This window comes from Rhizobium sp. SL86 (assembly GCF_026672545.1).
GTDB lineage: Bacteria > Pseudomonadota > Alphaproteobacteria > Rhizobiales > Rhizobiaceae > Neorhizobium.
The window spans coordinates 70,052-76,257 of sequence record NZ_JAPPRJ010000010.1; the positions used below are offsets into that span (position 1 = coordinate 70,052).

A 6,206-nucleotide genomic window follows, 5' to 3' on the forward strand; every position below is an offset into this window, starting at 1 on the left:
TAGCTTCCGGCCATGCTCGATGCCGCCGACCTTCCCGATGATGTTGCCGCTCTAAAGGCGATGCTGATCGCAGCGCGGCTAAGCGAGGCGGCCAAGGATGTCGCGATAGCCAGCAAGGACGAACATATCGCTCGCAAGGATGAGCGGATCGAACGGCTTGAGAAGCTGGTCGCAGCATTCAAGCAGGCAGCCTTCGGACGCAAATCCGAGAAGACCGATCCTGACCAATTCGACTTGGCGCTGGAAGACCTGGAGACGGCTATGGCCGTGATCCATGCTGAGGATGAGGCGGACGTTCCAGAACGCAGGAGTGCCAAGCCACGCGCTACCAATCGCGGCTCCCTTCCAAAGCATCTTCCACGTGTCGAAGAGGTGATCGAGCCGGAAAGCCTAGTCAGCACCTGCGGCGGTTGCCTGCATTGCATTGGCGAGGATGTTTCCGAGCGGCTGGACGTGATTCCGGCACAGTTCCGCGTGATCGTCACCCGTCGCCCCAAATATGCGTGCCGTGCCTGCACAGACGGCGTCGTTCAGGCTCCGGCACCAGCACGGCTGATCCAGGCAGGGCTCCCGACAGAAGCGACCATCGCCCATGTGCTGGTCTCCAAGTATGCCGATCACCTGCCGCTCTATCGGCAGGCACAGATCATGAGCCGCCAAGGCATCGATCTCGACCGTTCCACGCTGGCCGATTGGGTCGGTCGGGCAGCCTACGAACTGCGGCCCGTCTTCGATGCGTTGATCGCCGACCTGAAGCGCTCGACCAAGCTGTTCATGGACGAGACCCGTGCTCCGGTCCTCGATCCGGGTTCCCGCAAGACCAAGACCGGATACTTCTGGGCGCTGGCGCGTGATGATCGCCCATGGGGCGGTGGCGCTCCGCCGGGTGTCGCCTTCACCTATGCGCCCGGTCGCGGTGGCATTCATGCCGAACGGATACTGCAGGGCTTCTCCGGCATTTTGCAGGTCGATGGCTATACGGGATACAACAGGCTGATCGCACCTGAGCGCGTCGGTCCAGACATTCAGCTTGCATATTGCTGGGCGCATGCCCGGCGCAAGCTGGTGGAGATCACCCGCAACGGCTCAGCGCCGATTGCCGAGGATGGCGTCAAGCGGATCGGCGAGCTGTATCGTATTGAAGCCGAACTGCGCGGCCTTGATCCCGAGGCTCGTCTCGCTGGACGGCAAGAGCGATCAGCGCCACTGGTCGCAAACCTGCATAGCTGGCTCGTCCATCACCGCGCCCGTGTCGCGGCAAAGTCGCCACTCGGCGAGGCCTTGGCCTACATCGCCAAATACTGGGATGGCCTGAAGCTCTTCCTGACTGACGGCCGCATCGAGATAGACAGCAATACGGTCGAGCGGACCATCCGACCGATTGTATCCATCCGGCGAAGGCCGCGGCACTTATGATTTCGGCTCGTCTGCCGTGATGCGTTCGATCTTTTCGCGATCGCATTGCTCGTCGACAAGGAACTGCCGAACGCCTCCTTCCCAGGTGCGGATATCGGCGAGGAACTCCTTCAAGCTTTCGATGCCCCGGTCGGTGAAGGTCGTGATGCCCTCTTCGCTGCCGTCATGGGCATGGATCATCTCACCATAGTCGATGTTGTCGGAGTTGCTGGCTACCTCCTGGATGAGTTCTACGCATCCTCACTGACTAGAACCCATTTGCCCATTCTCTACGCCCTATGGACATGATGCGCCAAGGCTGGCTTTCGAGCTTTCGCCAAGCATCGCAGCAGTGAGCGACAATATCGTCGTAGGATTTGAAGACGCGGTTGGAGAGCCAGTTCTCGCGCATGAAGAGCCAGAGGTTCTCAACCGGGTTGAGCTCCGGCGACTTCGGCGGCAGTGGCAAGATCGAGATGTTGGTGGGCACGACAAGGTGGTTCGACATGTGTCATCCCGCCTAGTCCATGATGAGGATGGCATGCGCATCATCGGCCACGTGTCGGGAGATTTCAGCCAGGTGCTGGGTCATGGCGTGGGTGTCGCACCATGGCATGACCAACGCCGCCGCTTTGCCCAGCTTGGGGTAGATGGCACCGAAGATGTAGGCCGAGCGGGTTCGCTGGTCGTGTGGTGTTGGCGGCTGTCCAAAAGCGCGGATAAATGGTGCCGAGGATTGAGAACTTTGAAAGCGGCTGAAGAAGCCGCCTTCAGTGTTGCTAATCTTGATTATCGTCGGAAGCTTGTTGGTTTTGGACCATGTGCTGGATGTCAGGGGCGTAATGGTTCCAGATGGCGTCGCGCAGATCATCGAGGAGTTCGAAGACGGCCCATGCCTGCTCGGGGGTCCATTCGGCACTGATGAGGATTGGCAGGCCACGCTTGAGACCTGAAGAGTGGTGCGTCTTTTCGGTCATGATGCGGGCTCTGTTTCGCCGGATTGGTGACTGGCGCGTTGCTGACGCTGGGCTATGGAGCGCTCGTTGGCTTCCTTGAAGCGATAGGAATCTCCTTCGATCGCGACGACTTCGCAGTGGTGGACGAGACGATCGACCAGGCTGACGACGCACGCGGCGTTCGGAAAGACCTCCGACCATTGCGCAAAGGGTTTATTGGTGGTGACGATGGTCGAGCGTTTCTCGTATCGGCGGCTGATGAGCTCGAAGAGCAGATCGGCATGGCGGTTGGAATAGGATAGGTAGCCGATCTCGTCGATCAGCAGGACGTCATGGGAAGCATAGTACTGAAGCTTGCGGCGCAGCAGGGAATCGCTGTCGATGGCGGCGAGTTCGCCGAGCATTTCGCTGGCGGTGCGGAACAGGACCGAATGGCCCCGGATGAGTGCCTGGTAGGCGATGTTGAGGGCGAGCGTCGATTTGCCGACGCCGTTCGGACCGATGAAGACGATGTTGGTGGCATCCTTCATGAATGCCAGCGTCATCAGTTCCTCGACGGTGGCGCGGTCGATGCGGCGCGGCCACTTCCAGTCATAGTCGGCCATTTGCTTGAAGTGGCCGAGCCTGGCGGTGCGCATGCGTCGCAGCAGCGAGCGGTCGGAGCGCTCGTCTTCTTCCCACCGGATCACGGTCGGCACCCAGTCCTGTGTGGCGATCTCGTCCCAATGGGCCGTCAGGCCATAAAGGCGCAATTGTCTGGCGCGATTGAACAGGGTGTCGATCTTATTCATCGTCGTTTCCTTTCAATGTGAGTTGATCGTAACGGTCGAGCTTGTGGGGAATGACAGTCGTGTCCTTCTTGCGGACATGCTCGGGCAGCCTGGTTTCGACCGGGGGCGGAGCGCCCCGCGCAATCCGGCGGCGTTCGAGCACTGATCGAACCGCCTTGGAATGCGAGGCGCCGGCGCGCAAAGCGTCTTCGACGGCCGCCTGGAGTTCCTGGGCGCCGTAGAGGTCGAGCAACGTCAGCATGGCGTTGGTGATTGCGCCGATATTGGCGCCACGTTCTGCGGCATGCATCATCAGCTTCTGACAAGCCGGCACGGCCCGCGTCAGGCTATTGAGGCCGCGATGCTGGCGTGCCTCGCGCTTGACGGCGACGAGTGCCTTCAGGTGCTGAGGATCCTCGATCTGCTGGCCCCTATCGAAGCTGCGACGGTGGCTGGCGATCATCGTGGCGGCGTCGAATATCCTGACCTGGACGAGATCGGCGCGAACGGTGAGTGTTCGTTGGACATGCGTATGAGGGACCGAGTAATCGTTCAGATCGAAGCGCACGTAGGGTGTCTTGCCAACCTTCACGGCCACCTGCTCCTCGACGGGATAGGGATTGGCCGGCAAGGGCAGAAGCATGGGCTGTTCTTTTGAGAACGCCTCACGCACCGTCATTGCCCGGTCCTCCGGGCATGGCCTGTCGGCAGCCTGGGTCCGGCACCAGTGTTCGGCCTGGGCATTGAGATCGTCGAGGTCCTTGAAGGTGCGGGCGATGAAGAAGGCTTCCCGGATGTGGCGAATGGCGCGCTCGACACGGCCTTTCTCGTTGCCCCGTGCTACCGCGACAGGACGGGGTTCGAAGCGATAATGAGCCGCGAAGGCCAACAATGTCGGATGGAAGCGGATGGCATCGCCCTGCCGTTCAAGGACGGCGGACTTCAGATTGTCGTAGAGCAGCACTCTGGGAAGGCTGTTCCAGTCGTTGAATGCGCCGACATGGCCGCGCAGGAAGTTTTCCATGCGGGCATCAAGGAAGAAGCGCAGATAGATGTCGCGCGAGTAGGATAGCACCATGACGAAGGCCATCAGCGGGCGGCGGGCCCTGCCGATCTCGATGTGGCCAAAATGACCCCAGTCGACCTGGCCCTGCTCACCCGGCAGGGTGCGTAGTCGTAGATAAGCTTCCGCCGCCTTCCGTGGTCGGTGCAGCGCCACCATGTGCCGGAAGTGGTCGGGCGATCCCTTATAGCCGCGCTCCTGCACCATCCCGTAAAGGCGGCTGGACGTCAGGTCAGGATATTTGGTCAGCGTCTGCTGGATAAACGGCAGGTACAGGTCGATCTCGGCGGGGCGGATCACCGGCCTGTGTCGAGGCAAGCCCGCGTCCTTCAGGACCCTGAAGACGGTGGTGTGATGGCAATGCAATTGCTTGGCGATCGTGCCGCAGCGCCACTTCTCAACGTGGTACAGGCGCAGGATCATCGCTTCCTTCTCGGCAGATATGGTCATCGGTTCGATCTCCATGGTCGAATGGACGCACGTGTGTCCCCCGGCGACGCACGAAGCCGCGGCGAAAGAACAGCGGCACAGAGCTGCCGCAGCGCCGGCACCACGGCTCGATCGATGACACCACGCCAGCGGTGCCATCGCCCGGTGCAACGATGCCGCCGTTTGTGGACGCCTTCAGTCGTGAACCCTCTGGAACGACGGGTGGAGAGTGATGCGTCACGTTTTTGCGAGCCTGCCGATATCGGCGGGAGCGATCGGCATGGGCAAAGCGCCCCGGCCGGGTGCTCTGGTAGCGCCGTCCGGCTGCCCGCAGGCTGTCACGGCGCGCCGCATGGGCGCAGGCAGAACCGCAATAGCGCTGACCCCGATCGCAATGGCGGCAAAGCAGAACCTGCGCGCGACACCGCCCGCAGAGGAAGAAACGAGCAGTTTGCATCGCGGCGGCGCACCTTTCGAAGCGCCGTCGGGATTGATCGGAGAAGCTCGACGGAATGCGCCAATACCATTATAATGACGCTCACCGTGAACCAGTCGGCAGTCCTGCGTGATGACAGCCACGTCATCTCACAGATGCCTGAGGGATTGGACATCGAATTGGCCTGGTAGCTTTGGTCGATGTCTGTTTGCGGCGCTCCGCCAGTCTATCATTGACGGACGCAGCGCGGGATGTGCCTCAGTCGCCCTCCGGGCTCCTGACGCCACATCCCGCGCTCATCTCCCCCATCAAAACCTTTGCAATAATCTCAGGGCCCTGTCCGCCGCGTCCAGATTCGCCGTAATCCCGTCTCGGCACCAAATATGCGCGGTTCTCAACAGCCACCGACATGTGGTGCGGATGGCCTTGATCCCCGCTTTGCCCAGCGGCGGGTGATCTTGTTCTTTTGACCAATCCGGGCCTCATCCTGGTACCAGATTTCTATTCGTTTCCCTTGAGCGGCCCCGCCTGCGATCTCTGCCACTGCGGCGGGGAAGCTTTTTTAAAATCCTCAATGGCTTGAGGGTCCTGCGCATGATGCTTCGGGCGGGCAGCGAGCTTGCGGTAACCCATGGCGCGCACCTCCCGGCTCAGTGTCTGTTCGCTCACCGAGACACGAAACTCTTCCCAGAGCCACTGAGCCAGATCGCACAGACGCCATCGGACGACACCGTCAAGATAAGGCGTCGGTCCCACTTCGATGGCTTTTGCAAGGGCCGCGCGCTGCTGATCGTTCAGCAGTGACTTGGGGCCTGGAGCCTTGCCGTCGATCAGCCCATCAGGACCACGTTCGTTGAAACGCAGGACCCAGTCCCGCACGATCTGCAGCGTGACATTGCCCAGGCGCGCCGCATCCGAGCGCGAGCCGCCGTCATAGATCAGCGCAAGCGCCAGCAATCGACGCGCCTGGGCCGCATGTTTGCTTTGTCGAGCCAAACGCCGAAGACCTTCAGCATCAAAATCCCCACGCAATGAAATTCCAGCTCGCATCCGAAACCTCCGATTTGCACCAGAGATTCAGATTCATCGCGCTTTGGGAAGCCCAAAGAGTCGGCATCAGAAAGACGACGTACTATCTGATTCTTTCTGATTTGCGT

At 60.8% G+C, this 6,206-nt stretch carries 3 protein-coding genes and 5 pseudogenes; 1 reads left to right on the plus strand and 7 read right to left on the minus strand.

Annotated elements, in window-relative coordinates; genetic code table 11:
- Positions 1-12: 12 nt before the first annotated feature.
- Positions 13-1,398 (plus strand): annotated as a pseudogene (gene tnpC, locus OU993_RS28685) (IS66 family transposase); the annotation flags it as partial.
- Between the two features lie 12 nt (positions 1,399-1,410).
- On the opposite strand, the pseudogene OU993_RS28990 reads toward tnpC, so the two are convergent.
- From OU993_RS28990 to OU993_RS28720, 7 genes and pseudogenes are all read right to left on the minus strand, one after another.
- A pseudogene (locus OU993_RS28990) lies at positions 1,411-1,650 on the minus strand (hypothetical protein); the annotation flags it as partial.
- A gap of 13 nt (positions 1,651-1,663) precedes the next feature.
- Positions 1,664-2,092, minus strand: a pseudogene (locus OU993_RS28695) (IS630 family transposase); the annotation flags it as partial.
- 82 nt (positions 2,093-2,174) lie between these two features.
- Positions 2,175-2,372 carry a hypothetical protein gene (locus OU993_RS28700; protein WP_268155107.1) on the minus strand — a complete coding sequence of 66 codons (198 nt, stop codon included), beginning with the start codon at positions 2,370-2,372 and terminating at the stop codon, positions 2,175-2,177.
- Positions 2,369-3,142 carry an IS21-like element helper ATPase IstB gene (istB, locus tag OU993_RS28705; RefSeq protein ID WP_268154921.1) on the minus strand — a complete coding sequence of 258 codons (774 nt, stop codon included), beginning with the start codon at positions 3,140-3,142 and terminating at the stop codon, positions 2,369-2,371. The genes OU993_RS28700 and istB overlap by 4 nt, the downstream gene beginning before the upstream one ends.
- Positions 3,135-4,634 (minus strand): IS21 family transposase, encoded by a 1,500-nt coding sequence (gene istA, locus OU993_RS28710; protein ID WP_268154920.1) that lies wholly within the window; start codon positions 4,632-4,634, stop codon positions 3,135-3,137. The genes istB and istA overlap by 8 nt, the downstream gene beginning before the upstream one ends.
- Before the next feature lie 827 nt (positions 4,635-5,461).
- Positions 5,462-6,081 (minus strand): annotated as a pseudogene (locus OU993_RS28715) (IS630 family transposase); the annotation flags it as partial.
- A pseudogene (locus OU993_RS28720) lies at positions 5,988-6,206 on the minus strand (hypothetical protein); the annotation flags it as partial. The pseudogenes OU993_RS28720 and OU993_RS28715, both read right to left, overlap by 94 nt.

Coding starts and splice junctions, on each gene's coding strand:
- OU993_RS28700 (WP_268155107.1), bottom strand. CDS start 2,372: ATGACCGAAAAGACGCACCACTCTTCAGGTCTCAAGCGTGGCCTGCCA.
- istA (WP_268154920.1), bottom strand. CDS start 4,634: ATGACCATATCTGCCGAGAAGGAAGCGATGATCCTGCGCCTGTACCAC.
- istB (WP_268154921.1), bottom strand. CDS start 3,142: ATGAATAAGATCGACACCCTGTTCAATCGCGCCAGACAATTGCGCCTT.